Origin of the sequence: Nocardia sp. NPDC049220, assembly GCF_040647855.1 — a bacterium.
GTDB lineage: Bacteria > Actinomycetota > Actinomycetes > Mycobacteriales > Mycobacteriaceae > Nocardia.
Map to the genome: position 1 here is coordinate 13,422 of NZ_JBEZDA010000022.1, position 26,140 is coordinate 39,561.

Sequence of the window (26,140 nt, forward strand, 5' to 3'; positions counted from 1 at the left end):
TCTTGGCGCCGGTGCGCTCGGTTCAGTCGGTTTCGCGCGCGCCTTGGTCGAGTCGCAACGGTGGGTACTCGTCCCGCATCAGGCCGGCGTACGCCTGCACCCGGATGAGCCAGCGGTTGATGCCCATCACGAAGTCGTACACACCCTGCGGATAGCGTGCCGTGCACAACAAGGCGATCAAGGCGACAATCAGCAGAATGCTCATCAGCGGAATCGAGCCGCCGCCCCATTCGTCGGAGTCACCCATGCCGACGGCGATACCCCCGCTCACCATCGCGGCGACGATCAGGTAGTGCGGAATGGCCAACAACCACCATTTCACCAGCACCAGACCACGGTGCAGCGTTTCCGGATGGTCGATCTCCAGATCCGCCGGGTAGTCCGCGTTCGACTGCAGGCTGAACGGCGGGTATTTGTCGGTGCCGAGCACCGACAGCGCGTAGAAGGTGACTCGCCAGCCCCAGCGCATGACGCCGACATTGAAATCGAAAATCGCTCGCGGGTACTTGCCAGTGATCAGGATCGCGAAGAAGGCGACGATCGTCAGCACCAGGTAGGCGATGTGCAGGAAGAACAGGACGACGTAGTGCGGGATGGCCAATAGCCATTTGACCAACCACATCCATCGCGACAGGGCGGGGTCGAGGTCTCCTCGAACGCGAATCGGGTTGGGCGCGACGGGCTTGTCGGGTTCCATGATCGATGCTCCTTCCGGGTGCTTTCGATCCATGCGAAAACCAGTTGGGATGTCCTGATTGTCGCGTATAGCGCGAGTGCGAATGACACCTTCCGATACCGACACGCCAACAAAACGGGAATGCGCGCGTTCGGCGTGTCGATACCCGCCCAAGTGCCGCGGGAAGGTCGCGCACAGTAACTCGCACTACCCGCTGTTTCGACGCCCCGGCACGCGCCGCGCGCCGCGTCCAGCTGTGCTGCCGGACAACAACATTGACACCCCGGCAATGCGGCGGCGGGAGAACCGACTGGCGTCTCGACCGATTCCTAGTGCCTCAGAGGGTGATTCGACGTCGCCCGAGGCTTGTCCACCGTGCGGCCGGCCCGGGGCCGAAACGCGGCATGGGTCGCGGGAGAGGCTCCCTAGCGGTGTACGGATCGCGCTACTCGATCAGGTCGAGCAGGCTGGCCAGCACCGAGGATGCGCGCCGATCACGTCCCAACCCGCCGACCGGCGCGCGCCCAGCGTCCGATGCGGCTAGTAGCATTGAGCCGTGACATTCAGCGTGATGCGGGTGCCCCTGTTTCGGGTGTTCGTCGCAGTCGCGTTTACGGTGTGGGTTCTGGCCATGGCAGTGCCTGAATGCCATGTCTTCGGCCACGCCACGCTGCGACATGCCCACATCGAAGCATCCGCACCTACTGCCGCGTCCACGATGTCGACGGCAGTTCTCGCCGACCGACATCAGCACGCCGCCGAGCCGGATCGGCATCTGGCCGTCGACTCGGTGCTTGCCGCCCTCCCGCGTGACGCCTCGTTGTCGGCCCTGCTCCTGGTCGCGGCCGCACTGCTCGTCGCGAATCCGGCCGTGGCCGGATTCGGCGGCGGCTTGCGCGCGCCGCCGATCGCGCTACTCCCGGTCTGTCGAGGCAGGGAGAAACTCACCAGATTCGGCATCGATCGGAACTGATCGGTCAGCGTCAGGCCTGAGCCCGCCAGGGCTCGGCCGGTGTTCGTGCGTTCTTCGCACCCACACCGTCGCTGTGTACAGCGACCGCACAGAATCGACGATTCCCATGACCTCTGCGCTGCAGAAGACAATCGTGTCGACTTCCGTCCCGCCCGAGCGGGCAACGACCGGGTCGATCACCCTTCCGAGTCCGGCGAGCCTGTTGACCACCGCCCACCGCTGCCCCCGACCGGCCACCATGGTCGGCAACACACCGGTTCTGTGGATCACCGAGCCACTGACCGCGACAACGGAGCCGACCGGCCGCGGCTTCTGGGCCAAACTGGAGGGCGCCAATCCCGGCGGTATGAAGGATCGGCCCGCACTGCACATGGTCGAACGCGCCGCGGCTCGCGGCGAGCTCGCACACGGTGCACCTATCATCGAATCCACCAGCGGCACACTCGGTTTGGGTCTGGCACTGGCGGGGATGGTGCACCAGCACCCGGTCACGCTGGTCACCGATCCCGGGCTGGAACCCCTCATGCACCACATGCTGGCGGCCTACGGCGCCCGGGTGGAACTGGTCACCGAGCCACACCCCGTCGGCGGCTGGCAACAGGCACGCCGCGACCGCGTCGCCGAACTGCTATCGCGAGATCCACAGGCGTGGTGCCCCGACCAGTACCACAATCCCGACAATCGCGATGCCTACGAAAATCTGGCCCTGGAGCTGGTCGCCCAGCTGGGCCGGGTCGACATCCTGGTCTGCTCGGTCGGCACCGGTGGCCATTCCGCCGGGATCTCGCACATCCTGCGCCGCTACTTTCCCCACCTGCGACTGGTCGGCGTCGACACCGTCGCCTCGGCGATCTTCGGACTTCCCGCCGGCCAGCGCCTGATGCGCGGTCTCGGCTCGAGCATTCACCCAGGCAACGTCGACTACCCGGCGTTCGACGAAATCCACTGGGTCGCCCCGGCGGAGGCGGTGTGGGCATGCCGTCGGCTCGCCGCGACGCATCACGCCAGCGGTGGCTGGAGCGTCGGCGCCGTTGGCCTGGTGGCGGGCTGGCTGGCCAGAACCAGTGGCCCGGATGAACGGATCGCCGCGGTCTTCCCCGACGGTCCGCTGCGATACTTCGACACCGTCTACAGCGACGAATACTGTCGCGAGCACGGCTTGCTCGGCATCGATCCACCGTCCGAGCCCGCTCGCATCGGGCATCCCGCCGACGCCGTCGTGGAATCCTGGACCCGATGCACGACGGTCGTCGACCCACGAGGCACCCACCGCACCACCAGCCCCGCGGAGCGGGCACGATGACCGAACTGTTCGCCACCTATCGCAGCTTCCCTCGGCCGAGCCGCCTGCTGATGGTCAATCAGTTCGCCATCAACACCGGCTTCTACATGTTGATGCCGTACCTGGCCGGCTACTTGGCCGGGTCGCTCGGCTTGGCCGCCTGGGCGGTCGGCCTGGTACTCGGCGTTCGAAACTTCGCCCAACAGGGTATGTTCCTGCTCGGCGGGACGCTGGCCGACCGGTTCGGCTACAAACCGCTCATCGTGGCCGGATGCCTGCTCCGCACCGGCGGTTTCGTGCTCCTGGCCTTAGCCGATTCGCTGCCGGCGCTGGTGGTGGCGGCCGCGGCGACCGGTTTCGCAGGCGCGTTGTTCAACCCCGCGGTTCGCGCATATCTCGCGGCGGATTCGGGACCGCGTCGGGTGGCGGCGTTCGCGGTGTTCAACGTCTTCTACCAAACGGGCATCCTGTTCGGTCCGATCGTCGGGCTGGCGCTGATGGCCATCGACTTCCGCGCCACCGCCGCGGGCGCGGCGGCGGTGTTCGGTCTGTTGACGCTCGCCCAACTCCGCGCCTTGCCGCAGCACACCGCGCCGCCGAGAACTACTTCGGTGCTGGATGATTGGCGCGTCGTACTGGCCAACCGCCCGTTCCTGCTCTTCGCCGCGGCGATGATCGGCTGCTCAGCGCTGTCGTTCCAGGTCTACCTGGCGCTGCCCATCCAGGCCGCGCGCATCGTCGGCGCGCATTCCGCGACCGTGCTGATGACCGGGGTGTTCGTGGTCTCCGGGGTGATCGCGATCGCCGGGCAGTTGCGGATTACTCGCTGGTTCGCGCGGCGCTGGGGTCGCGGCCACAGCCTGGCGTTCGGCATGGTGATTCTCGCGACCTCGTTCGTACCGCTGCTGCTGGTTCCGGGCACCGGTCTCGGCGTGTGGCCCGCGGCCGGGGCGCTGCTGCTGACCGCGGCGGCATTGGGAGTGGGTACGGCAGCGGTGTTTCCGTTCGAGATGGACACTGTGGTCGCACTGTCGGGAAACCGCCTGGTGGCAACCCACTACGGCCTGTACAACACCATCGTCGGAATCGGCATCCTGCTCGGCAATCTTGGTATCGGCACCCTCCTCGACGCCACGCACCACGCGGGGACGAGTTCGCTCGCCTGGGCGACGCTCGTCGCCGTCGGCGGCGTCGCCGCGGCGGCGCTGCTGGCGCTCGCCCGTGCCGGGCGGCTGGACGCACCGGTCTCGGTCAGCTGACCGGAGGCGACCGCCCGGAATACCGAACATTCGGGGCGGCGCGCCTACACCGGTCCGGTCCCCTGCGCTGAATACAGGCTGACCTCGCCCTGCTCGCTGAGGAAGGCGTTCACCAGCATGGTGCGAGTGGCCCGGAGTTCGTCCCGATCCGGGGCGGTGGTGGTGATCGAGATCTGTGGGATGACAGCCCAGTTCACCACATACCGCTCCGGCGGGCCGTCGTCGTCGGACAGGCGGGCGAGGCGAAAGACCGAGACGGTCTTGTGGATGATGAGGTTGCGTACGACCTCCGCGATTCGCTCAGGGTCTTCCAGGGCGAACATGAAGCCGAATGTCAATTCGGGCGATGACACGTACGCGGGCACGAACATGGAGGCTAGCCGATCGGACGACGCCGTGCAGCCCCGCGCGCGGCCGGTTGCTATTGCGCAGTTCGCGTGGTCGAGGGAGCCGATCGCGGCAGCACAGGCGACCCGACCGTAACGGAATATAACAATTTCCAGCCAGCTCAATTTTTTTACATCACACTATTGCGCGGATTGAACTTCCGCGCTTTCCTGGAATCGTCCCGTTTCTCGGCCGGTCTTCCTCATCGCATCGTCGCGGATTTCCCGGTCACTTTTTCCGGGTTGACTATGGGGCAGCGTCCAGCGGCGGGACTGCGCCGGAGCCGAGGGGTGCCCTCCTCGAAATCCTCCTCGGCCCTGGCGTATCCAGGATCGGAATCGCTACCGCACGGGCATTTCCCACCCAGCGCGAACAGGGTTCGCCGAATCGACCGACGAGAACCGGAGTCCGATCGCCGACGTCACCGAACCCAGGTTCGGCGAATGCTGGTACGCCCTGATCAGCGCGGCTGTTCGCCTTCGGGTTCGACGACCTCGGCGTCGAGGAATGCTGGCGCCTCGCTCACCGACGGTTCGGCTTCCGGGACCGTCACCTGGTCGTCTCGGTCGAGATCGCGGTGGTCCGCCGTGTCTTTGCGGGCAGCGGCCGCCGCCTCGTTCATCTCGATCGCGTCGGTGATCCACTCACCGATCTCCCTGGTGACCTCCGAGACGGTACCGGTGATGATGCCGGCGATATTGCCGATATGTTTGGCGCCCGAGGATGTCAATTCCTGAATGAGATCTTTGTTGCTCTCGAATTTTCCGATCATTCACACGCCCACTTCACTCGCCTTCCGCTGACGCATCACGATAACACCGGGAGACGACTCCTTCGGGGCCATTCGAGGCGGCAGCGCGAGCTTGAAAATTTTCTTCCACACCGAGCCGATCTGCCTGCCGAGCGGTCCGGTGTTGTACGGCAGACCGTACTTTTCACACAGCGCGCGCACGGTCGGCGCCATCGCCGGATAGCGGCTCGCCGGCAGATCGGGGAACAGATGATGCTCGATCTGGTGCGACAAATTACCGGACATGATGTGGAACAGCTTGCTACCCGTGATATTGGCGGAGCCGAGCATCTGACGGATGTACCACTCACCACGGGTCTCGTCCGCGGTCTCTTCCTCGGTGAACGTCTGTACGCCGGTCGGGAAGTGGCCGCAGAAGATGATGCCGAAGGCCCACACGTTGCGCACCAGATTGGCGGCGACGTTGCCTGCCAACGTGTGGAAGAACAGCGGCCCCGTGAGGGCGGGAAATACCACGTAGTCCTTGAGCACCTGTTTGCCTGCCTTGCGCCACTGGCCGAGGATCAGCTGCTTGACCTCCGGCCACCTCCGCTTACCAGCGAGGATGTTCTCGACCTCGAGGTCGTGCGCCATCACACCCCACTCGAACAACATCATCAGCGCGAAGGCATACAGCGGCTGCCCCAGACGCAGCACGTTCCACTGCTGGCCCTCGTCCATCCGCAGCACGGAGTAGCCGATGTCGCGGTCCTTGTTGTGAATATTGGTGTAGGTGTGATGGATGTAGTTGTGCGAGTGCTTCCACTGATCGGCCGGGCAGACCGTGTCCCACTCGAACACCCGGGAATTCAGGCCCGGCTCGCGCATCCAGTCGTACTGACCGTGCATCACGTTGTGGCCGATTTCCATGTTGTCCAGAATCTTCGACACGCTCAGCGCCGCCACCGCGGCGAGCCAGACCGGCGGAAGGAACCCGAGGTACATCAGTCCACGACCCGCGATCTCGAGACCACGCTGCGTGGTGATGATCGAGTAGAGGTACTTCCGGTCCCGCTCGCCGAGATCCGCCACGATCTCGGCGCGCAGTCGGTCGAGTTCGCGGCCCAACTCCTCGACCTGCTCCGGACTCAGCACCAGCGGTCCGTCTTCGGTTTCGGTGTGGACGGTCATGATCACTACCCTTCGTAGTCAGATGTCGATCTCGACATCGCCGACCGGCGCGCTGACACACAGCTGGATCGGCTGATCGGGATCGCTGTCGGTCTCGCCGGTGCGCACATTGCGCGTGCCGCCGGTTCGACGAATCGCGGTGCAGGACAGACAAATCCCCATCCGGCAGCCGTACTCCGGTGTGAGACCGGCGGATTCGGCCTGTTCCAGCAGGTTCGCTCCATTGTTCCGCGTACTGCGCCCGCTGGCCGTGAAGCTCACCGTGCCGTGCACGTCGGCCGCGTCGATCGACGCGACGGACGGGCCGAAGGCCTCGGTGTGCAGGCGGTCGTCCAACCGCTCGGCCTGGTAGATCGCGCGGACCGCCGACATCAAAGACCGAGGACCGCAGACGTAGGTCTGCGCGGTGGCGAACCAGGGCGCCACCCGCTCCAGTTCGTCGTAGTCGAAATGCCCGCTGTCGCGCGCCGGCACGAGTTCCGCGCGTGACGCGTCGGTGTCGACCCGATTCGCGACATCGTCCGATCGCGACGTATGACGAAGTTCGATGCGGAAGTTACCGTGCCGACGAGCGATCGCGTCGAGTTCGGCACGATGCGGCACCAACTCCGGCGATTTCGCGTAGTGCAGAAAGACGACCTCGCCGAGATAGCTCTCGTCGGCCAAGGTGCGCAGCATGGACAGCACCGGCGTGATCCCACTGCCACCACTGATGAGCAGCACACGTTCCGGGCGCGACTCGGGTAGCCGGAACACGCCGTCCGCGGGCTCCAAGTCGACCACCATGCCGGCAGCGGCGTCGCGGTAGAGGAACTGCGACACCACACCGCCGGGATGTGCCTTGACGGTGAGCTGGAGAGAGCGATCCCGGCCGCCTTCCGGATTCACCGGCGAATAGCACCGGGCGTGCCGTACACCATCGATCACTACACCGATGCGGACATACTGTCCGGCGGCATGGCCTTTCCACTGTCTGCTCGGACGCAAGGTAAGCGTCACCGAACCCGGCGCCGTACGGCGCACGTGGGTGATCTCGGCCCGCATCTCACGCATGGTCAGCGTGGGGCGCACCAGCTCCAGGTAGCGGTCCAGCGGGTGTGGCGAGGTCAAGGTCTGCACCAGGTCGACGAGATTCATTCGTTCTCCGTGCCTCTTGTCAGCCAATGACGCGCGACCAATATTTCAGTGCACGTCTGTACACTCAAACAGTGTGAGCTATGACCGGGGGTGTTTGTCAACCAGCGAAACCTATGACACGAACCCCATCTTGGGATCGGACAAATGGTGAACGGATGTATGCTCAGCGTGATGAGCGAGCAGGCAGCGACCCGAGGCGAACGCAAGGAGCGGACCAGGCGAGCACTCCTGGACGGCACCCTCACTCTGGCCGCCGACCGTGGGTTCGCCGCGCTCAGCCTGCGGGAGATCGCCCGCACGGCGGGCATCGTCCCGACCGCGTTCTACCGGCACTTCGCGTCGCTGGACGACCTGGGCGCGACGCTGGTCGACGACGGCGTCACCGCGTTGCGTCTCGCCCTGCGCGAAGTGCGGCGCAACTCGGACGCGAGCCTGTCGGACACGGTTCGATTCGTCTTCGAACAGGTACGCCCCAAACGGGAGCTGTTCAGCTTCCTGAGCAGAGAGCGGCACGGCGGATCCGCGGCGCTGCGCACGGCGATCTCGCTCGAACTCCAGCTGATCGGCCGGGAACTCGTCGCTGACCTCTCCCGGATCAGCGCCCTGGACTCTTGGTCTCCCCAAGATCTGGAGATCGCCGCCGATCTGCTGGTCGCGACGGTCACCGACGGGATAGCGGCCTACGTGTCGGCCGTGCCACGCGAGCAGAACGCGATCGTCGACCGCACCGTACGGCAGATGCGACTGATCGCACTCGGCATGGGTGCGTGGTCGCCGCCGAGACAGCGCTGATTCGCCAGTGCGCCCGGCACGTCAGCCTCCGGCGAGGGGCTGGCCGGCAACCGGATCGGCCCGGTCCGGTGACCGTACCGGAAGCAGCACCGCGAGTCCGACCGCGAGCACGACGAGCAGACCGACAATGCCCGCGCGATCCGCGTCGAACAGCCAGACGAACAGGCCGAACAACGTGGGGGCGAGGAACGACACGGCGCGTCCCGTCGTCGTGTACAGACCGAAGAACTGCCCCTCGCGCCCGGGCGGGGCCAGGCGGGCCAGAAAGGATCGGGCCGCCGCCTGCGCCGGGCCGACGAAGACGGTGAGCAGCAGTCCGAAGATCCAGAACAGCAGCGGTCCGGAAACCACCAGCAGCGCGAGTCCGCAGATCAGCATGGCGCTCAGGGATACGACGATGACGACCTTGGGCCCGCCCCGGTCGTCGAAGCGGCCCGCGACGACCGCGCCCAATGCCGCGACGACATTGGCGGCGATTCCGAACAGCAGCACGTCCGAGTCGGCGATTCCGTAGACCCGGACGGCAAGCACCGCCCCGAAGGTGAACACCCCGGCGAGGCCGTCGCGGAAGATAGCGCTGGCCGCCAGGAAAGTCACCGTGCGACGGTCGATAAGCCATAGCGCGCGCAGGTCCCGCCAGAGCACCCGGTACGACCCGAAGAACCCGGCACTCGCCGCTCCCGGATCGGCATCCGTGCGTGGCAATTCGGGCACCGCGAACAGGACCGGCAGCGCGAACGCGGCGAACCACACGGCGGCGAGCACGGTGACGAGGCGGATGTTCAGCCCGGCATCGGTGGGCACCCCGAGCAGACCCCGGTTGTCGCCCTCGCCGGAGATGAAGCCGAAATAGCAGATCAGCAGCAGGAAGATGCCGCCGAAATAGCCCATCGCCCAGCCAAATCCGGACACCCGGCCGACAGTCGCCGGAGTGGACACCTGCCGCAGCATCGCGTTGTAGGGCACGCCGGCCAGCTCGAAACAGGCCGAGCCGAACGCGAGCAATACCAGTCCGAGCCACAGGTCATGGTAGTCGTCGTGCACGAAGAACATCAGCGCCATCGTGACGATCGTCAGCGCGGTCAGCGCGCCGAGTGAGCGCTTGCGCTTCGCCTGCGCGTCGAAGTGCTGGCCACTGACCGGCGCGGTCAACGCCACGATCAATCCGGCGATACCGACAGCCCAGCCCAGCCAGGCGCTCGCCGACACCCCACCGGGCAGATCGTCGCCGACTTTGTCGGTCAGATAAACCGAGAACACGAACGTGAGGATGACCGCGTTGAACGCCGACGACCCCCAGTCCCAGAATCCCCACGCCACCACGTGCCCGCGCCCGGCGGCCTGCCCGACAGTCGCCGCTGCGCTCACCTCGGTCATGGGCGCAGCCTAACCGCCGCAGCACGCTTCGAGGAGGCATACCGGCTGATAGTCCCACCCAACGAGGGTGGCTCACACGGCACGGTTTCCGCGATGACCCGGGTGGGGAACCCGGCGGCGCGAGCACGCTGCGCGTCCCGCCGATCGCCGGACTACGCGGCGAGCTGAGGATGGGTGCGTCGGATGCCGTCCGTGACGGCCGCGCTCCCGGTCGCTCCGACCCGGTTGCGGCACGGGCGGAGTCGACAATCATGGTCCGAGGAACAGTCGCTCACACGGCAGTCGCGGAAAGCGATGATGGTCGCTACTCGTTGGTCGAAACAATTCGATCGTGCACCAATGCTTTCGCCACCAGTCACAGATCAGATGTCGCGCCGCCGCCACGCTGGCGGTGTAGTCCATGAACATCTCATCGCCCCACAGCCGCACGTGGACGTCACCTTCGGTCGGTAGCCAGTCCTCAGGGATCATGGGTTCACGCTTCCTGTGCGTTATGCGTTCGCCGCTCGCCGGCCTCGGTCTCGTGCCAGTTCATGGTGATGGCGAATATTTACTCCGGCGAGGACGTCGGCGTCCTCGGCCGTAAGGTCTGGTTCCGTGCTGGCGTCTCACTATTGAGTCGGGCCGACGGATCAGCTCAGGCCGCCCCATCTACCGGCTCCCGCGACCGGCCCTTGGTACAGGTGGATCCGACCTCGGTGAACACCCGCACCCCTGAGCAGCGCACAGGGCCGACGGAAGATGGAAGCGAATGCTGGTCATGCGGCGCTTTCGGGCAATGGTCGCCGCAACCGCAGCGTCGGGGGCCGGCCCGGAATCGTCCGCACATTGTGGGATGCCTATCGAGCATCACCCGCGCGGATGGCCCGGCGAATCCGTCGGGTGACGCTGGAATGACGTATCATCTGCTTGATATGCACCTAGTTGCATAGAACTGCTTGTGACAGATAACCTGACAGCCATGGCCCTCGAGCACGCGTTGCTGGTATCACTGACCGAGCGCGCCGGCTCGGGATATGAGTTGGCGCGCCGCTTCGACAAGTCCATCGGCTATTTCTGGAGCGCGACCCACCAGCAGATCTATCGTGTTCTCAAACGCATGGCGGAATCCGACTGGCTCACCAGCGAGTCGGTGACCCAAGCGGGCCGACCGGACAAGAAGGTCTACTCGGTGAGCGAAGCGGGGCGGGCCGAACTCGCCCGATGGATCGCCGAACCAGCCGATTTCGGCACCCCCCGCAATGAACTCGCGGTAAAGATCCGCGCCGCCGCCTACGGCGACATCGACGCGCTGCGCGCCGAGGTGGCCCGCCACCGTGACCAGCACCACCAGCAGCTGGAGCTGTATCGGCTCATCGAAAAACGCGACTTCCCCGTGCCGGACCAGTTGTCCGGGACGGCCCTGCACCAGTACCTCGTGTTACGCGCGGGCGTTCGTATGGAGTCGGGGTTCGTCGAATGGTGCGACGAAGTTCTGCAAGCACTGCACCCCCGCGTGCCAGCCCCGCGTGAAGTGCCGGAGAAAGGCGAGACTTCCCGATGAGCTCCTTCCCCCATCTCTTCGAGCCGCTCGACCTCGGCTGCATCACCCTGCGCAATCGCGTGGTGATGGGGTCGATGCACACCGGCCTGGAGGACCGCGCCTGGGACAGCCACCGGCTGGCGGCTTTCTTCGCCGAACGGGCACGCGGCGGCGTCGGCCTGATCATCACCGGCGGCTACGCGCCCAACCGCACCGGGTGGCTGCTGCCGTTCGGGGCGAAACTGACCAATAAGACCGAGGCCTACCGGCACCGCGCGATCACCAAGGCGGTGCACGACGAGGGCGGCAAGATCGCCATCCAAATCCTGCACGCGGGCCGTTACTCCTACCTGCCAGGCAGTGTGTCGGCCTCCTCGATCAAGGCGCCGATCAATCCGTTCCGGCCGCGCGAGCTATCGGCCAAGGGCATCGACCAGACCATCGACGACTACGTCCGCTGCGCGACACTGGCCCAGTTCGCCGGCTACGACGGCTGCGAGATCATGGGCGGTGAAGGGTATTTCATCAACCAATTCCTCGCGCCGCGCACCAACAAGCGCACCGATGAGTGGGGCGGTTCGGCGCGCAATCGGCGCCGGATCGCCGTGCAGATCGTGCGCCGCACCCGTGCCGCGGTCGGTCCGAAGTTCCTCATCGTGTTCCGGCTGTCCATGGCCGAACTGGTGGAGCAGGGGCAGACCTTCGAGGAGATCGTGGCACTGGCCAAGGACCTCGAAGCGGCGGGGGCGAACATTCTGAACACCGATATCGGCTGGCACGAGTCGCGCGTGCCGACCATCGTGACCTCGGTGCCGCGCGCGGCGTTCGTGGAGTTCACCGCGAAAATCGCTCAGCAGGTAGGCATTCCGGTCTGCGCGTCCAACCGGATCAACATGCCCGAAGTGGCCGAGGAAATCCTGACCCGCGGTGACGCTCAACTCATTTCGCTGGCGCGCCCGTTGCTCACCGACCCCGAGTGGGTGAACAAGGCCGCGCAGAACCGGGTCGACGAGATCAATACCTGCATCGCATGCAACCAGGCCTGCCTGGACCACGCGTTCCAGCGCAAGACCGTCTCCTGCCTGCTCAATCCGCGCGCCGGGCGCGAGACCGAGCTGAAGCTGCTGCCCACCCGCCGCGCCAAGCGGATCGCGGTCGTCGGCGCGGGCCCCGCCGGGCTGTCCGCGGCGGTGAATCTCGCCGAGCGTGGCCACCATGTCGACCTGTTCGAGGCCGACGACAAGATCGGCGGGCAGTTCGACATCGCGCGCCGCATTCCGGGCAAAGAGGAGTTCGACGAGTCGATCCGCTACTACCACCGGATGCTTCAGATCACCGGCGTCACCGTGCATCTGAACAAACGGGTCGACGCAGCCGAACTCGTCGAAGGCCGTTACGACGACATAGTGCTGGCCACCGGCGTGCGACCGCGCATCCCAGAGATCCCCGGCATCGACCACCCGATGGTGCTCACCTACGCCGAACTGGTCCGCGAGCAGAAGCCGGTCGGTAGGCGCGTGGCGGTGATCGGGGCGGGCGGCATCGGCTACGACGTCAGCGAATTCCTCGTCGTCGACGGACATCCCACACTGAAACTGGACGAGTGGAAACAAGAATGGGGCGTCACCTCCGACGACGAGCAGGTTCCCGGCCAACTCGCCATCCCCGAGCCCACTCCCGCCGCGCGCGAAGTGATACTGCTGCAACGCAAGACGACCCCGTTCGGCAAGGACCTCGGCAAGACCTCCGGCTGGGTGCATCGCGCCGCACTGAAGGCCAAAGGCGTCGAACAGATCGGCGGGGTGAACTACGAGCGTATCGATGACCATGGCCTGCACATCAGCTTCGGCGAGAAACACCTACGCTCCCAAGTGATCGCGGTCGACAACGTGATCGTGTGCGCGGGCCAGGATTCCGTCCGCGAACTCGAGGCCCCGCTGCGCGCGGCAGGAGTGAACCTGCACGTGATCGGCGGCGCCGATGTGGCCGCCGAACTCGATGCCCAGCGCGCCATCGATCAGGGCACCCGGCTCGCCGTGCGGCTCTAGTCGCCACCTCGATGCCGGGCGACCACCCTTTGGCGGTTCGGATATCTGGACAACTCTCGCGGCTGCGTACCGTGACAGGCCGAGCATAGGAGCGGCGACGGTGCGCGCGGGCCGACACCGCACATCGCCTAGGCTGCACCGGGTGAGCCTGCCCTCTCCCTCCTCCGAGAACCGCGCGGTCGTCACCGGCGCCTCCTCCGGCATCGGCACCGCGCTAGCCGCCGAACTCGCCGCCCGCGGCTACTCGCTGATCCTGGTCGCCCGTCGCGGCGATCTGCTGACCGAACTCGCGCAGCGGCTGACACTGGCGCACGGCATCACCGCCGAGGTGCGCGCGGTGGACCTGGCCGATCGAGTTCAGCGCGGCGAGCTCGCCGAGGAATTGACCGGCCGCGACATCGCAATTCTGTGCAACAACGCCGGAATCGCGACATTCGGTGCGGTCGCCGCGCTCGATCTGGCCGATGAGCGCGCTCAAATGGAACTCAACGCCGTCGCCGTGCACGATCTGACGCTGGCCGTGCTGCCCGGCATGATCGCTCGCGGTGGCGGCGGCATCCTGATCAGCGGGTCGGCCGCGGGCAACATGCCGATCCCGAACAATGCCACCTATGCCGCCAGTAAGGCGTTCGCCAACACCTTCTCCGAGTCGCTGCGCGGCGAGCTGAAAGACTCCGGTGTCCACGTGACGCTGCTCGCCCCCGGCCCGGTCCGCACCGAAACCCCTGATCCCGCGGACTCCTCGATCGTGGACCGCATGGTGCCCGACTTCGTGTGGGTCTCGTCGGAATACACCGCCAAGGTGTCCATCGATGCCTTGGTTCGCAATAAGATGCGGGTAGTCCCCGGCCTGCTCGGCAAGGGGATGAGCGTCGCGGGCCAGTACGGTCCGCGCGCACTCACCGCACCCATCGCCGGCGCGTTCTACCGGAAACTCGGCGGTTGATGCCCACTGAGACCGACCCGCTGAGACCGACCTACTGAGACCTCCCGCACGCGGCAGCGTCAGCGGCCTGTCAAGAACCACCCATCCGTGGTCAAGAATGCGCAAACGACCAGCCCACAGCTCTGTCATCGGCGTAGTCCTGACATCGGCCCCGCACTCAGGAAAAGCGGGGACGACCCAGGAGAACATGGTGACGCTGCTCGATATCTTCCCGTCGCTGCGGTCGGGGATGCCTTCGCGCCTCGATTCCGCGGTCTGGCCGCGAGACACGCACTACGACGGCGACGGCAGGATCACCCTCGGCGGGGTGGCCCTGGCCGATATCGCCGATCAGTACGGCACCGCTACCTATGTCCTCGATGAGGAAGAGGTCCGATCTCGCTGCCGGACCTATCACAAAGCCTTCCCCGAGGCCGAGATCATCTACGCGGGTAAGGCGCTGATGATCCGCGCGGTCGCGGAATGGGTTACCCAGGAGGGGCTTTCGGTCGACGTTTGCTCCGCCGGTGAGCTGACCATCGCACTGGCCGCCGGGGTGGATCCAGCTCGAATCGTGTTGCACGGCAACGGCAAATCATTCGACGAGCTCCAGGCCGCGGTGCGTAGCGGCGTCGGCAGGGTCGTGGTCGACTCGCTCACCGAAATCACCCTGCTTTCGGCGCTGGCCACCACGCCGCAGCGCGTCCTGCTTCGCCTGTCCCCCGGCATCGATGTACACGGACATCCCGCGGTCCGCACCGGTGTGCTCGACCAGAAATTCGGCTTCCCGATCGGCAGCGCGATGGCCGCCGAGGCGATCGACCGGATCATGCGTCAGCCCAACCTGACGTTGATCGGCTTCCATTGCCACCTCGGCTCGCAGATCTACGACCCGGATCACTATGGTGAGGCGGTTCGGCGGATGGTCGGCGAAATGGCGCGGGTCAGGGAGGACCACGGCGTCATCGTGACCGAACTCGACCTGGGCGGCGGTCACGCGGTCGCCTACCGCAGCGGTGACGCCGAGATGAACCTGCCGGAACTCGCCGACGTCATCGAGGACGCGTTGGACGCCGCCTGTGCGCGCCACCACTTTCCCCGCCCGTCGATCGCACTCGAACCGGGCCGGGCCATCGTGGCCAGGGCGGGCGTGACGCTCTACCGGGTGCTCTCGATCAAGCACATCGAGGGCGGTCGCACCTACGTCACGGTGGACGGCGGGATGAGCGACAACCCACGCGTCGCGTTGTACGGCGCCCGTTACGAGGTCGTGGTGGCCAACCGCCACCCTTGCGGTCCGCACATGACCGCCACGGTCGCCGGTCGCTATTGCGAGGCGGGCGATATTCTCGCCACCGACGTCAGGCTGCCGGCCGACCTACGCCCGGGCGAGGTGTTGGCGGTGCCGTGTACCGGCGCCTATCACCACAGCCTGGCCTCCTCCTACAACAGTGTCGGGCGCCCGCCGATCATCGCGGTGCGGCGAGGTCGCACCCGCGAACTGGTACGCCGCGAGACCACCGCTGATCTGCTCGCCCGCGATATCGGGCTCTGAGCCGGGCACGCGCCTGGACACCCGACATCGGAGGTCCGGGCGCCTTCCCGCTCAGCGCCTGCGGGTGCCGAAAATGCTGCGGCTGATCTCACGACCTGCCGCGGTGGCAGCCGACCGCAGGAAGCCTTTCACCGCAGGATTGCTCATGATGCGCTCGGCGGCGGACTCCTCCCTGCGCGTCGCGGCTCGCCCCGGCGGCGGGGCAGGTTCCGGATCCTGTGCCGCCGCCTCGACTTTCGCGGCGAGCAGCTCGTAAGCCGACTCCCGGTCGACGGTCTGTCCGTACTTGGTGGCCAGCGCACTGGACAGGGCGCGGGACTTGATCGCATCTGCTCCGATGGTGTCCATCAGCGAACGTGGCGGCGCAATCCTGGTCCAGGCCACTGGAGTCGGCGCGCCCTGTTCCGAGAGCACCGTCACGATCGCCTCACCGGTGCCCAGCGAGGTCAGCGCCTTCTCCAGGTTGTAGACGCTGGTCGTGGGATAGGTGCGTACGGTCTTCGTCAGCGCTTTCTGGTCGTCCGGGGTGAACGCGCGCAGCGCGTGCTGGATCCGCGCGCCGAGTTGGGACAGCACCTGATTCGGGATATCGGTGGGTAACTGGGTGCAGAAGAACACCCCGACGCCCTTGGACCGGATCAGTTTGACGGTCTGTTCCACCTGCTCGAGGAACGCCTTCGAGGCCTCCGCGAACAGCAGATGCGCCTCATCGAAGAGGAAGACCAATTTGGGCTTGTCCACGTCGCCGACCTCGGGCAGCGTCTGGAACAGATCCGCGAGAACCCACATCAGGAAGGTGGCGAACAGCACCGGTCGCACCGCCTGCGCGCCCAGTTCGACCAGCGTGATCACGCCCTGTCCGCCCGCCACTCGCACCAGATCCGTCGGATCCAGTTCCGGCTCACCGAAGAATGTGTCGCCGCCTTCGGCCTCCAGGTTCACCAGCGCGCGCAGGATCACGCCCGCGGTGGCCGCGGAAACGCCGCCGATGCCCTTCAGGTCCTGCTTGCCCTCGGGGCTGGTGAGATGGGTGATCACGGCCCGCAGATCCTTCAGGTCCAGCAGCGCGAGGCCGTTCTTGTCCGCCCAGTGGAAGATCAGGCCGAGGGTCGACTCCTGCGTCTCATTGAGGCCGAGCACCTTACTGAGCAGCACCGGCCCGAACGAGGTGATGGTCGCGCGGATGGGCACGCCGATTCCGGTGGTGCCCAACGAGACGAACTCGGTCGGGAACCCGGCGGGCGCCCAGTCCTGCGCGCCGGACTGCTCGGCGCGCACGCCGAGTTCGTCGTCGGCTCGCCCCGGCCGGCTCAGACCGGACAGGTCACCCTTGATATCGGCGAGTACGACAGGTATCCCGGAACGCGAGAGCTGTTCGGCAATGCCCTGCAGCGTCTTCGTCTTACCGGTGCCGGTGGCGCCCGCGATCAGGCCGTGCCGATTCATCGTTCGCATCGGAATACGAATGCGCGCTGCGGGATCCACGTGTCCGCCGACCACCACGGCGCCCAGCTCCAGTGCCGCGCCCTCGAATGCGTATCCCGCGGCGATCTGTGCGGCGGCGCTCGACAGCGCGGGCGCCTCCTTCGGCTCGACATCGGCTTTCGTGTGAACCGCGGGTCGATCAGCCTTCCCGGTGCCGTGTTCCGGTGCCGCCGCACCACCGACCCCCACTCCAGCCGCTTCTTGCTCGGCGAGTTCGCGCTCCGCAGCCTCCGCGGCGGCGGCCGCCTCGTCCGCGACCCGCGCCGCCTCCTGCGCGGCCTTTCGCGCCGCTGCCGCCTTCTCCTGAGGGGTCGTCATCGCACGTCCTTCGTCTCGGCCTGACTCCGACTGCTTTTGCGCAATATTTGCTGTCGCACCGAAAACGTCCATGTCGATCTAACAGAAACTGTATCTCCGCCGGTGAAGATCGGGAGCGGGACGGCGATTGCCGTTTGCCGCGTCGGATCGAGAGCGGCGGGTGTCGAACGTCGCCCACCTGCGGCCATACGCGATCGTGCGAACGCGGCCCCGTACCGCGGGCACGGCGGGCTCGACCCCACTGATTCGCTCGCATGTCCACCGAATATGCGGTGTCGAATCGGCGCGTGTGATATCCGGAACGCGCTGCGACAAGGCGGCCAGGTGAGCCTGGTGGGTCGCTACCACGGCTACTGTGTGTCCAGTGAGCGACAAGTACGTGGTGTGGATGGATTGCGAGATGACCGGCCTGGCCCTGGACAGCGACAAGCTGATCGAGGTAGCCGCACTCGTGACCGACAGCGATCTCAACATCCTCGGCGAGGGCGTGGACGTCGTCATCCACGCCGACGACGAGGCCCTCGCCGCGATGCCCGCGGTGGTCGCCGAGATGCACGAAACCTCCGGTCTGACCGACGAGGTGCGCCGCTCCACCGTCACCCTGGCCGAGGCCGAGCAACAGGTGCTCGACTACATCCGCCAGTACATTCCCACCCCCCGCACTGTGCCGCTGGCCGGTAACTCGATCGCGACCGACCGCGGCTTCATCGCGCGCGACATGCCACTGCTGGATAACCACCTGCACTACCGGATGATCGACGTGAGCTCGATCAAGGAGCTGTGCCGCCGCTGGTACCCGCGGATCTACTTCGGCCAGCCGGAAAAGGGCCTGACCCACCGCGCACTGGCCGATATCAAGGAGTCCATTCGCGAGTTGGAGTACTACCGGCGCACCGCGTTCGTCGCACCACCCGGCCCTTCCACCACCGAGATCGCCGCCGTCGCCGCCGAGGTCGCCGGAAGCACGGTGGAATAGCCCCAGGTCAATGGCTCGCCGGAAACCGATTAGGGCGTAGCAGGGGTGACGCGCTAATATCTACCGCGCCGGTTGTTCACTGGCCGATGGTGAGCGTAGTTCAGTTGGTAGAGCACCAGGTTGTGATCCTGGCTGTCGCGGGTTCGAGTCCCGTCGCTCACCCGAAGAGCCCGGGAGGCTCCGAGAAATCGGATTCTCCCGGGCTTTTTCTTATGCGCCCCACCACCTTCGCCGCAGCGACGTTCAGTTTCGGCCACGCATGCTGCTGTCACTACGCCGTGAAACGCCGAACGAGTCGGGTCCTCCGCGAAAAACAACGCGGTCGTCGCTGCCTCTCCTGTCGAGGGCATTGCGACGACCGCGTGAACCCACATGGTCGGTGGCCGTTCGGCACAGTCGGGTGGAACTCAGCGGTTGTCGTCCGCGTTGCCCGACTTCCAGGTCTGCCACGGAATATTCCAGTCACCCAAGCCGTCTACGCCGGACAGCGTGCCGCCCACAGTGTTCTTGACGATGGTGATGTCACCGCGCTTCGCGTTCTGGTAAACCCATTGCGCGTTCGCCGGGCTGAGGTTCAGGCAGCCGTGACTGGTATTGCTGTAGCCCTGCTGACCGACCGACCACGGCGCGGAATGGAAGAAGATGCCGCTGTAGGACAACCGCGTCGCGAAATCCACCGGCGTCTTGTATCCGTCCGGCGAGCCGACCGCCACGCCGTAGGTCGAGGAATCCATGATGATCCGCTCGTGCCGGTCGGCCACAATGTAGATGCCATTGTCGGTGGGTGTGCCGTCCTTGCCCATCGAGGTCGGCATGGTCCGGATCACCTGGCCATTCTGCTCGACGACCACCTGCTTGGTGTTGTCGTCGGCGGTGAAGATCACGGCGTCGCCGACGGTGAAGGAGGAGTGGATGTTGTCCTGGCCGTACAGACCGTCGCCGAGATCACGGCCGTAGACGTTCACGTCGATCGCGACCCGCGTCCCCGGCGCCCAGAAGTGCTCCGGCCGCCAGCGCACCTCACGGTTGTTCACCCAGTAGAACGCGCCCTCCACCGGCGGCTCGGTGGTGATCTTGATGGCCGCCTGCGCGGCCTTCCGGTCCGGGATGTTCTCGTCGAACTGAACGGCCACCGGCTGACCGATGCCGACCACCTCGGCCTCACCGGGAATCAGGTAGGGCTTGGTCTGATTGTCCGGCGAACTTGTGGTGAAACTCAGCGTCGTCGAGTTCGCGCCGCCGATACCGATCGCATCCGCCGTCAGCCGGTAGGTCTTGCCGTAGCCGAGTACCTCGGTGGTCTCCCACGACCGACCGTCCGCGGCCAGCTTGCCGCTCACCGACACGCCCTGCCGATTCGACAGGCTGACATTGGTGAACCTACCGTCCTCGACCTTGAACGCCATCGGAACGCCCGGCGAAACCCCCACCTCGCCGTCTTTGACCGGGGACAGCAACTTCGGCTTGATCAACTCGGTGATCGGGTTGCGGTCGATGGCGACCTGGGTGGCCTTCGGGCCGGACGACGAACACGACGTCATGGCCAGTACGGCCACGGCAAGCACGACAACGGTTCCCGCAATCTTTCGTGTCGACCACCGTGCGGTCGCCTCTCGCCAACCCTGACCAACGCTCATTTCAACCCCGTTTCAAGTCTCGGCGTTCCAGAACACACCGATGGCTTCGGATACCAACCGCCTACGCCGTCACCCCGCCGTTGTGGGCGGGCGGTCGAGACCACAATCGGACATTCTGCCAGTACGTCACAACTACGCCAACGCGTGTGCGAGGCCGACACAACAGCGTTACAACCGTGTGATCAGCACCGGCGCCGCCGGTGTCACCCGTGTAAGAGAGCAAGACATCAACCCAGGTCAGAGCACGATTTCACTTCTACTGCCTCGGCCTGTTAAAGTTTGTCCCGCGCCGGAACGCACGGCGGGCGCCATTAGCTCAATTGGCAGAGCAGCTGACTCTTAATCAGCGGGTTCGGGGTTCGAGTCCCTGATGGCGCACAACACGAAGACCGTGCTTTTGTCAGTCACCAGACGGCAATCGCGCGGTTTTCTTTTGCCAGGCTAACGCCGATTCCCCTGATAATCGTGCAACCCGGGCCGCTTCTCAGATGCACCACTGGTCTCAATTCGGACGCCGATACTCTGCTGCGCACGCCGAAAACCAGCATGTCGGTCAGAAAATTTTGTGACGTACCGCACATCAGGTTTAGCAGCAAACTCCCAGCTTAGGTAACGGTTCAGCAACTACGGCGCACACGTTCCAAGATCATCGGCACCGCCCGTACCCCACTCGTTAACCCTTTGTTCACCATGCGTGACCATTCTGCAATCAGGTCACAAAGCGACCTGAAGATTGGTTAGTCCGAGAAGTAATCAACATCCATCGGAAAACGACCGTACCGGCGGCACCTGCCAGCCACGCGGTCGGCGGAGCGGAAATCCGGCAACGGATCCGCAATACCCATTCTTCCGCCCGTCACTCCGCATCGAGGATACGGAGTTCCGAGCGACACCGCAGCCGAGGCCCGTCCAGGGCGAGCCGGTACCGCACACGTCGCGTGCCCGGGGATCTGAGCATCCCCACAACCAAACCACACAACAGCACATGGCCAGATCGGCGATCGCTCACCAAGCGTCCGCCGAAAGGATCCGTGTTGCCCGAATGCGGCCGGATCGAAACAGTCCCCGATAAAGGAACCGATTTCGTAATGCCTGACATCCGCTTTTCCTCTTTCCGACGTCCGTCGCTACGCGAGAGCATCGCCGTTGCCTTCGCCGCCGCGGGTGTAGTCGCGGTAGCCGCCTCGTCCGCTGTGTCCGTCGCCGACGACAGTGTTCCGTCGCGCATCGCCATGGTGGCCGAAGAGCAGCCCGCCGCCTCGCATGTCGCCGAGGCCGCACTGGCCGTGCCCGCCCCCGCGGCGATCCCGGCACCCATGCCGATCCCAGCACCACCGGCTGTGCCCGCGCCGATCCCGGCGCCGATGCCCCCACCGGCCCCGGCCTACGCGGACAACTTGGACGGCTGGATCCGGCAGGCGCTCGACGTGATGCGCGCGCACAACATCCCGGGCACCTACGAGGGTATTCACCGCAACATCATGCGCGAGTCCACCGGTAACCCCCAGGCCATCAACCTGTGGGACTCCAACGCCGCGATGGGCATCCCCTCCAAGGGCCTGCTGCAGGTGATCGACCCGACCTTCGCCACGTACCACGTCGAAGGCACCTCCTGGGACATCTGGGACCCGGTAGCGAACATCGCGGCCGCCTGCAACTACGCCGCCCAGCGCTACGGCTCGATGGACTACGTCGACAGCGCGTACTGAGCCGACCGGCGTGACGAAGCCTCCCTGTCCACGGACGGGGAGGCTTCGTCGCGTTCTGCCCAGCTCGCCTGGTCGACTAGGGTCGAGACACCCCGACCCCCGTGGACAAGTGCTATGACCGATTACGCCCACAACGACACCGCGGCCAAGAGCCGTGCCGAAAAGGCGCGGCGGCTGGCGAGCTATCTCTGGCAACGCGGCATCTCCGGCACCGAACTGCTCGCACTGCCCGCACCCATCCGACGCAAATTGGCCAGGGCCGCCGAGACCAACCCGCCGAGTACCGACGAGACCTGGGCGACGGTGGCCGAATTGCTGGACGAGAAAGACGGCTGGGCCGTCCGGAATCCGGACCATCCCTCGGCCACGCGTCAGCACACCGACGAGAAGCTGCTGTGGGTGAAGCCACCGATCGCCCCCTGGTCGTGATCGCACCACGATTACTGCGAATTAGCTCTGCGGCAATCTTTTTCACTACTGGGCGACCGTGACAGACCTGCTGGACGAGATGGACAACCGGGCCGGCCGGGGATCCGAGCTACCCCTCGGCCACGGCGAATACCCCGACGAGAAGGTGTGGATGCGGCCGCCGATCGTCCTGTGGTCGTGACCGCGCCAGGTTTATCCGGAATACCCTCTGCCGCAATTATTTTCATGACCACTATCTAGGTGCGTAGGCTTGGGTCGTGCACTCGCCGACGATCACGTCGCGATGACCGAGCGCAAGCCGCCCGATCTGGACTTCGAATCGTGGATCGACAAACAGATCCGCGAGGCGACCGAGCGCGGAGAATTCGACAATCTCGCCGGTCGAGGCAAGCCGATCCCTGGTGCGGGCGCACGCCTCGAAGAGGACTGGTGGCTGCGGGAATACCTGCGCCGCGAGGGTGTCGGCGGCGAAGCTCTGCTGCCCACCCTCCCTGCTACTCCGTCGCGACGTCGAACGACTGCCCGACACCGTGCGGGAACTGAACTCCGAGCGCCAGGTGCGGGAAACGGTGGCCGAACTCAACCAGCGCATCGTCGATTGGCTGCGGATGCCGTACGGTCCCTTCGTTCCGATCTCGCCGGTGCACGCGGACGAGGTCGTCACGCGGTGGCGAACCGGACGAGAACAGCAGCGAGCGAGCCGATCACCGCGCGCCCGGCCGTTGGCAGCGCGTGCGGATCGGACGGCGACCGAGCGCCGCCGCCGTTGGTGGCATCACCTGGCCGGCCGTCGCACCCGCAGGCGCGGCTGTCGTTCAGGCACCTAGCTCGGTCACCTGTTCCGCCCCGGCGACCACCTTGTCCGCGAGCGCGCGCAGCACCTGCGCCTCCGCCGCCGTCATCGGCTCGACGAATACCCGGCGGACCAGATCCACATGATTCGGCGCGGCCCGCTCCAGGGCGCGACGTCCTTGCGGCGTGAGCTGAACCAGCACACCGCGCGCGTCCTCCTCCGCAGGTCGGCGTTCGACAAGTCCGCGGGCATCCATCCTGGCCAGATGCTTGGACAACCGGCTTTTCTCCCAGCACACCTCGGTGGCCAACTCCTTGGCGCGCAGGCAGCCGTTCGGCGCCGCGGACAGCGCCACCATCAACTCATAGTCCGCGAGGGAAAGACCGTCCTCGGCCAACCCCGCCGAAATCGCCGCGTCCATCCGCTGACGGAGCCGCACATAGGCCTGCCAGGTCGCCTGCTCATCGTCACTCAACCACCGGACCATGGGAATGAAGTGTAGTCCCATTTGGTTGACATGGACACTAACCCCCGAGGAGGTTTCGATGCCCGCTATCACCGTCCCTGACATCATGGTCCTGCCGCGCCTGCCCCGCCCCGACGTGACCCTGCGCGAGCGATCGGTCCGTGCCGTGGTCACCGCGCACACCCAGCGCGAAGGCGCGGGCTTCGAGGTACACCGGCCGTTCCCCAGCGTGGATCTGCGTACCGCCGACCCGTTCATCTTGCTGGACCAGATGGGGCCGGTGGCCTACGAACCGCACGAAGCCAAGGGCGCGCCCTGGCATCCACACCGCGGCTTCGAAACGGTGACCTACATGCTCGACGGCACGATGGTGCACCACGACTCCCACGGCGGCGGCGGTGTCATCAGCGAAGGTGACACACAGTGGATGACCGCGGGCTCCGGCATCCTGCACGACGAGGTCCCGCCAGAGGAATTGGTCGTCACCGGCGGCTGGTTCCACGGAATCCAGCTCTGGGTGAACCTGCCGCGCGCCCTGAAGTTCGCGGCGCCGCGGTATCAGGATCTACGCGGCGGCGACCTGACGTTGGTGAGTTCGCATGACGGTGGCGCGTTGGTCCGGCTCATCGCGGGTGAAGTCGGCGGATTCGCCGGCCCCGGTTCCACCTACACGCCGATCGCCTACGCGCACGCGTCGATCACGCCCGGCGGCCGATTGGAAACCCCATGGCCGCAACAATTTACGGCGATGGCGTATGTGCTGTCCGGCAGCGGTACGGTCGGCGCGGAGCGCCGACCGCTGCGGGAAGGACAGCTGGCGGTTTTCGACCGAGGGGACGTGATTTCGATGACAGCCGATGCGCGCCAAGACAATCGGACCGGCGACCTCGAGGTGTTACTGCTCGGCGGCCAGCCGATCAAGGAACCCGTTGTGCAGTACGGGCCGTTCGTGATGAACACCCGGGCGGAAATCATCGAAGCGATGGCCGACTTCCAAGCCGGACGGATGGGAAACATTCCCGCCGAACACGTCAACGGCGAACAGCCGACCACGTGACGGACGCCTGACCGCCACCCCTGACGCCGTAGTTCCGCCCCGCTACGGTTGACAAGAGCGCTGGCCGTCACAACAGTGGATGCGGCGTCCGGTCGGACGCCCATCCACCGCAGCAACTACACAGAGGAATACATGAACGTTCGCCGGCTCACCGTCAGTGCTGCCGCCGCGGGACTGACCTTCATCGCGGCGCCCGCCGCCTTAGCCGCCCCTCCGACCGGTTCCTCCGGAACAGGCTCGTCGGCCGTCGACACCGGCTCCGCCGCGACCGGCTCCGCCGGTTACTCGCAGACCGGCTCGGCGGGGGGCACCTTCGCCAACTGCGACGAAGCCCGCGCCGCGGGCCGGGCACCGCTGTTCCGTGGCGAACCGGGCTACGGCCCGCAGCTGGACCCCGATGGCGACGGCTTCGCCTGCCCGACGGTCTGACCGACCGGTAAAACGACGACACCCGGTATGGCAACTGGCCATACCGGGTGTTGTCGTTTTACGTCTCAGCGGAATATTTTGAGCACGACCAACCCGGCGACCAGCGCCGCAGCGCCGATCAGACTGTATTTCACCTTCGGCTCGTTCAGCTTCGCGACCACGATCTGCTTGGTGTCATCGGCGATCCGGTGCGGATCCGCGCGTACCGCGAGTTCGTCGAGCGTGCTCGCCAGCCGAGTGCGGGCGGCCTCGATGTCCCGTTCGATCCGCTCGGTATCCCTTGCCACGTTCAACCCTCCTGTTGTCGATTGCCGCGCCCGGGGCGCGAATCACGCCGCATTCTCGGCCGTTCGGGAGCACCCAGCGCTCGCGGACGAGTGTATCCGGCCGCACACCGCACCAGCGGGCAGCGGGAGATCTCCCTTCCGCACCGCGTCCGTGCGGTCGGTTACCGTGCTGGAGGTGACCACCAACCAACGACTCTCCCCTGGCGACACCGCCCCCGAATTCACGTTGCCCGATGCCGACGGCGCCAACGTCTCGCTCACCGATTATCGCGGCCGCAAGGTGATCGTGTACTTCTACCCGGCCGCGAGCACGCCCGGCTGCACCAAGGAAGCCTGCGACTTTCGCGACAACCTGGCCGACCTGAACGGCGCGGGCATCGACGTCCTCGGCATCTCGCCGGACAAACCCACCAAACTGGCCAAGTTCCGCGACAGCGAACAGCTGACCTTCCCGTTGCTCTCCGACCCCGACCGCACCGTGCTCACCGCGTGGGGCGCATACGGCGAGAAGACCATGTACGGCAAGACCGTCGTCGGTGTCATCCGCTCCACCTTCCTGGTCGACGAGGCGGGCAGGATCGAAGTGGCGCAGTACAACGTCCGCGCCACCGGACACGTCGCCAAACTGCGCCGCGATCTTTCGGTGTAACTCGCACAACGAAATGCCCGGCGCCGCACCGGCGCCGGGTTCGTGGCGCGC

25 protein-coding genes, 2 tRNA genes and 1 pseudogene are annotated in these 26,140 nt (G+C 65.9%); 18 read left to right on the forward strand and 10 right to left on the reverse strand.

Features of this window, described 5'->3' with window-relative positions:
• Positions 1-22: 22 nt before the first annotated feature.
• Positions 23-697 carry a DUF4389 domain-containing protein gene (locus tag AB0C34_RS28485; RefSeq protein WP_357079489.1) on the reverse strand — a complete coding sequence of 225 codons (675 nt, stop codon included), beginning with the start codon at positions 695-697 and terminating at the stop codon, positions 23-25.
• 535 nt (positions 698-1,232) lie between these two features.
• Here AB0C34_RS28485 and AB0C34_RS28490 point away from each other — a divergent pair.
• The 3 genes from AB0C34_RS28490 (at position 1,233) to AB0C34_RS28500 (ending at position 4,190) form a co-directional block, all read left to right on the forward strand.
• The gene (locus AB0C34_RS28490; protein WP_357079491.1) at positions 1,233-1,649 is read left to right on the forward strand and encodes a hypothetical protein; all 417 of its coding nucleotides are present in this window, start codon (positions 1,233-1,235) and stop codon (positions 1,647-1,649) included.
• 238 nt (positions 1,650-1,887) lie between these two features.
• On the forward strand, positions 1,888-2,952 hold the full coding sequence (locus AB0C34_RS28495; protein WP_357079571.1) for a PLP-dependent cysteine synthase family protein: 1,065 nt from the start codon (positions 1,888-1,890) through the stop codon (positions 2,950-2,952).
• Positions 2,949-4,190, forward strand: coding sequence for an MFS transporter (locus tag AB0C34_RS28500; protein WP_357079494.1), 1,242 nt, complete (start codon positions 2,949-2,951; stop codon positions 4,188-4,190). Before AB0C34_RS28495 ends, AB0C34_RS28500 begins: the two co-directional genes overlap by 4 nt.
• A 44-nt stretch (positions 4,191-4,234) precedes the next feature.
• On the opposite strand, the gene AB0C34_RS28505 is transcribed toward AB0C34_RS28500, so the two are convergent.
• The 4 genes from AB0C34_RS28505 to AB0C34_RS28520 form a co-directional block, all read right to left on the reverse strand.
• Positions 4,235-4,561, reverse strand: coding sequence for a hypothetical protein (locus tag AB0C34_RS28505; RefSeq protein ID WP_357079496.1), 327 nt, complete (start codon positions 4,559-4,561; stop codon positions 4,235-4,237).
• Positions 4,562-5,037: 476 nt separating this feature from the next.
• On the reverse strand, positions 5,038-5,349 hold the full coding sequence (locus AB0C34_RS28510; protein WP_357079499.1) for a hypothetical protein: 312 nt from the start codon (positions 5,347-5,349) through the stop codon (positions 5,038-5,040).
• Positions 5,350-6,498, reverse strand: coding sequence for an acyl-CoA desaturase (locus AB0C34_RS28515; RefSeq protein ID WP_357079502.1), 1,149 nt, complete (start codon positions 6,496-6,498; stop codon positions 5,350-5,352).
• Positions 6,499-6,516: 18 nt separating this feature from the next.
• Positions 6,517-7,635, reverse strand: coding sequence for a ferredoxin reductase (locus AB0C34_RS28520; RefSeq protein WP_357079505.1), 1,119 nt, complete (start codon positions 7,633-7,635; stop codon positions 6,517-6,519).
• Between the two features lie 171 nt (positions 7,636-7,806).
• Between AB0C34_RS28520 and AB0C34_RS28525 the strand changes: the two genes are divergently transcribed.
• Positions 7,807-8,427: a TetR family transcriptional regulator gene (locus tag AB0C34_RS28525; protein ID WP_357079508.1), complete on the forward strand. Its 621-nt coding sequence runs from the start codon at positions 7,807-7,809 to the stop codon at positions 8,425-8,427.
• 21 nt (positions 8,428-8,448) lie between these two features.
• On the opposite strand, the gene AB0C34_RS28530 is transcribed toward AB0C34_RS28525, so the two are convergent.
• A complete protein-coding gene (locus AB0C34_RS28530) occupies positions 8,449-9,804 on the reverse strand; it encodes an MFS transporter (protein ID WP_357079511.1) in 1,356 nt (451 codons plus the stop codon).
• A gap of 961 nt (positions 9,805-10,765) precedes the next feature.
• On the opposite strand from AB0C34_RS28530, the gene AB0C34_RS28535 reads away from it, so the two are divergent.
• The 4 genes from AB0C34_RS28535 to lysA all read left to right on the forward strand — a co-directional run bounded on the left by AB0C34_RS28535 (position 10,766) and on the right by lysA (position 15,854).
• The gene (locus AB0C34_RS28535; protein ID WP_357079514.1) at positions 10,766-11,347 is read left to right on the forward strand and encodes a PadR family transcriptional regulator; all 582 of its coding nucleotides are present in this window, start codon (positions 10,766-10,768) and stop codon (positions 11,345-11,347) included.
• Positions 11,344-13,374 carry an NADPH-dependent 2,4-dienoyl-CoA reductase gene (locus tag AB0C34_RS28540; RefSeq protein ID WP_357079516.1) on the forward strand — a complete coding sequence of 677 codons (2,031 nt, stop codon included), beginning with the start codon at positions 11,344-11,346 and terminating at the stop codon, positions 13,372-13,374. Before AB0C34_RS28535 ends, AB0C34_RS28540 begins: the two co-directional genes overlap by 4 nt.
• 142 nt (positions 13,375-13,516) lie before the next feature.
• Positions 13,517-14,320, forward strand: a complete 804-nt coding sequence (gene cmrA, locus AB0C34_RS28545; RefSeq protein WP_357079519.1) for a mycolate reductase — start codon at positions 13,517-13,519, stop codon at positions 14,318-14,320.
• Between the two features lie 190 nt (positions 14,321-14,510).
• Entirely contained in the window at positions 14,511-15,854 is a 1,344-nt protein-coding gene (gene lysA, locus AB0C34_RS28550; protein ID WP_357079522.1) for a diaminopimelate decarboxylase, read from the forward strand.
• A 51-nt stretch (positions 15,855-15,905) separates the two neighbouring features.
• Here lysA and AB0C34_RS28555 read toward each other — a convergent pair whose 3' ends face one another.
• Positions 15,906-17,657: a helicase HerA-like domain-containing protein gene (locus tag AB0C34_RS28555; protein ID WP_357079525.1), complete on the reverse strand. Its 1,752-nt coding sequence runs from the start codon at positions 17,655-17,657 to the stop codon at positions 15,906-15,908.
• Positions 17,658-18,021: 364 nt separating this feature from the next.
• Here AB0C34_RS28555 and orn point away from each other — a divergent pair, with 364 nt between their 5' ends.
• On the forward strand, positions 18,022-18,633 hold the full coding sequence (orn, locus tag AB0C34_RS28560; protein ID WP_357079528.1) for an oligoribonuclease: 612 nt from the start codon (positions 18,022-18,024) through the stop codon (positions 18,631-18,633).
• An 89-nt stretch (positions 18,634-18,722) separates the two neighbouring features.
• Positions 18,723-18,795: transfer RNA gene (locus tag AB0C34_RS28565), tRNA-His, on the forward strand.
• Positions 18,796-19,040: 245 nt separating this feature from the next.
• Here the strand turns inward: AB0C34_RS28565 and AB0C34_RS28570 are convergent.
• Positions 19,041-20,174 carry an Ig-like domain-containing protein gene (locus AB0C34_RS28570; RefSeq protein WP_357079574.1) on the reverse strand — a complete coding sequence of 378 codons (1,134 nt, stop codon included), beginning with the start codon at positions 20,172-20,174 and terminating at the stop codon, positions 19,041-19,043.
• Positions 20,175-20,575: 401 nt separating this feature from the next.
• On the opposite strand from AB0C34_RS28570, the gene AB0C34_RS28575 reads away from it, so the two are divergent.
• The 5 genes and pseudogenes from AB0C34_RS28575 to AB0C34_RS28595 all read left to right on the forward strand — a co-directional run bounded on the left by AB0C34_RS28575 (position 20,576) and on the right by AB0C34_RS28595 (position 23,235).
• Positions 20,576-20,648: transfer RNA gene (locus tag AB0C34_RS28575), tRNA-Lys, on the forward strand.
• Positions 20,649-21,358: 710 nt separating this feature from the next.
• Complete coding sequence (locus AB0C34_RS28580; protein WP_357079531.1) at positions 21,359-21,979, forward strand: transglycosylase SLT domain-containing protein; 621 nt, start codon at positions 21,359-21,361, stop codon at positions 21,977-21,979.
• Positions 21,980-22,093: 114 nt separating this feature from the next.
• Positions 22,094-22,408: a hypothetical protein gene (locus AB0C34_RS28585; protein ID WP_357079534.1), complete on the forward strand. Its 315-nt coding sequence runs from the start codon at positions 22,094-22,096 to the stop codon at positions 22,406-22,408.
• A gap of 58 nt (positions 22,409-22,466) precedes the next feature.
• Positions 22,467-22,589 carry a hypothetical protein gene (locus AB0C34_RS28590; RefSeq protein ID WP_357079537.1) on the forward strand — a complete coding sequence of 41 codons (123 nt, stop codon included), beginning with the start codon at positions 22,467-22,469 and terminating at the stop codon, positions 22,587-22,589.
• A gap of 102 nt (positions 22,590-22,691) precedes the next feature.
• A pseudogene (locus AB0C34_RS28595) lies at positions 22,692-23,235 on the forward strand (DUF1992 domain-containing protein).
• Here AB0C34_RS28595 and AB0C34_RS28600 read toward each other — a convergent pair.
• Positions 23,224-23,676 carry a MarR family winged helix-turn-helix transcriptional regulator gene (locus AB0C34_RS28600; protein WP_357079540.1) on the reverse strand — a complete coding sequence of 151 codons (453 nt, stop codon included), beginning with the start codon at positions 23,674-23,676 and terminating at the stop codon, positions 23,224-23,226. The pseudogene AB0C34_RS28595 and the gene AB0C34_RS28600 sit on opposite strands and share 12 nt — an antisense overlap.
• Positions 23,677-23,746: 70 nt before the next feature.
• Here AB0C34_RS28600 and AB0C34_RS28605 point away from each other — a divergent pair, with 70 nt between their 5' ends.
• Positions 23,747-24,724 carry a pirin family protein gene (locus AB0C34_RS28605; protein WP_357079543.1) on the forward strand — a complete coding sequence of 326 codons (978 nt, stop codon included), beginning with the start codon at positions 23,747-23,749 and terminating at the stop codon, positions 24,722-24,724.
• A 132-nt stretch (positions 24,725-24,856) separates the two neighbouring features.
• Positions 24,857-25,153 carry an excalibur calcium-binding domain-containing protein gene (locus tag AB0C34_RS28610; protein ID WP_357079546.1) on the forward strand — a complete coding sequence of 99 codons (297 nt, stop codon included), beginning with the start codon at positions 24,857-24,859 and terminating at the stop codon, positions 25,151-25,153.
• A gap of 65 nt (positions 25,154-25,218) precedes the next feature.
• On the opposite strand, the gene AB0C34_RS28615 is transcribed toward AB0C34_RS28610, so the two are convergent.
• Positions 25,219-25,440 carry a DUF3618 domain-containing protein gene (locus AB0C34_RS28615; RefSeq protein ID WP_357079549.1) on the reverse strand — a complete coding sequence of 74 codons (222 nt, stop codon included), beginning with the start codon at positions 25,438-25,440 and terminating at the stop codon, positions 25,219-25,221.
• Positions 25,441-25,615: 175 nt separating this feature from the next.
• Here AB0C34_RS28615 and bcp point away from each other — a divergent pair, with 175 nt between their 5' ends.
• On the forward strand, positions 25,616-26,089 hold the full coding sequence (bcp, locus tag AB0C34_RS28620) for a thioredoxin-dependent thiol peroxidase (RefSeq protein ID WP_357079551.1): 474 nt from the start codon (positions 25,616-25,618) through the stop codon (positions 26,087-26,089).
• Positions 26,090-26,140 lie beyond the last annotated feature (51 nt).